Source organism: Moorena sp. SIO3I8, assembly GCF_010692325.1.
Taxonomy (GTDB): Bacteria; Cyanobacteriota; Cyanobacteriia; order Cyanobacteriales; family Coleofasciculaceae; genus Moorena.
Genome location: NZ_JAAHHW010000420.1, coordinates 1 through 1,273, shown reverse-complemented (window position 1 = coordinate 1,273; position 1,273 = coordinate 1). Strand labels below are relative to the sequence as shown.

Sequence of the window (1,273 nt, the reverse complement as noted above, 5' to 3'; positions counted from 1 at the left end):
CTGAAGGGGTGACGAAATAGCCTGAAAAGCTTTAAATGTAAAGCTTTCACCATTTTGTGCTAAAAAAAAGATAGGTCTCTTTTGTTCAACAAGACCTACCTATTGACAATGTTACCTGTATTCTACCAAAACCACTTAAAAAGTCAACTTAGTAAGTCAGAATACTTATTTATTCTAATTCTGCTTAGTCTCCTACAGACAATTAAAGAAGTAAATTTAGAAAAATTAGCAAATGCTCTATCAATTCCCATAAAATTTGAAAGTCGGAGAAAAAGAATACAACGATTTTTATCATTGCCTAATCTGACGATTGAAAAAATTTGGTTCCCAATTGTTAAAACGTGGTTATCAACATACTTCACAAATGAACAATTAATTTATGTAGCGATAGACCGCACAAATTGGAGTCGGATAAATTTCCTCATGATCAGTATAGTTTGGGATAAAAGAGCTTTTCCTATATATTTTGAATTACTTCCCAAATTAGGCTCTAGCAATATTCATGAACAGAAAACTGCCCTATCCTCAGTGATGCCACTTTTAAAAAACTATAAAGTTTGTCTATTAGGGGATAGAGAATTTTGCTCGATCAAGCTGGCACAGCACCTCCAGTCCTTGGGTGTCTATTTCTGCTTACGTCTTAAGAAGAACGAATTTATCGAAGTAAAAAAGGATCTTTTTATTCAATTAAATAATTTAGGCTTAACACCAGGATTATCTTTTTTTATCCAAGGAGTTAAAGTGACAAAGACCCGTGGTTTTACAAGTTTTAATGTGGCTGGTAAGTGGCAACGTAAAGTCAAGGGAGTAGCGCCGAAAGAAGGATGGTTTATTCTGACAAATTTGGAAAGTTTAGAGTCAGCTATTTCAGCTTATAAAAAAAGATTTGACATTGAGGAAATGTTTAGAGATTTTAAGACAGGAGGTTATAATATAGAGGATACTAAAGTTGAGGGTAAACGGCTTATTTCTCTAGTTTTATTAATTGCGATAGCTTACACTTCCTCAACGATTCAAGGTCAGCAGATTAAACGTCAAGGAATACAAAACTATGTAGGTCGTGTCAAAGAAAATGGTCGTAGGGAGCGGAGACATAGCAGTTTTTACATTGGTTTATATGGTCAAACCTGGGTAAAGTTTAAGGATTGTTGTCTAGAATTAGTAACCGAATTAATGAGACTCAATCCTAATAAACGAAAGTATTATCAACGAGGTATAAGGGCTAGGTTGCTTATAGAATCTGCATTTTAGCTTATTTCGTCGCCCCCTCAGG

1 protein-coding gene is annotated in these 1,273 nt (G+C 34.6%); it reads left to right on the top strand.

What is annotated here, in order from left to right; all coding sequences use genetic code 11:
- The first annotated feature begins 108 nt into the window (after positions 1-108).
- Positions 109-1,251, top strand: a complete 1,143-nt coding sequence (locus F6K51_RS37545; RefSeq protein WP_293031337.1) for an IS4 family transposase — start codon at positions 109-111, stop codon at positions 1,249-1,251.
- Positions 1,252-1,273: the final 22 nt, after the last annotated feature.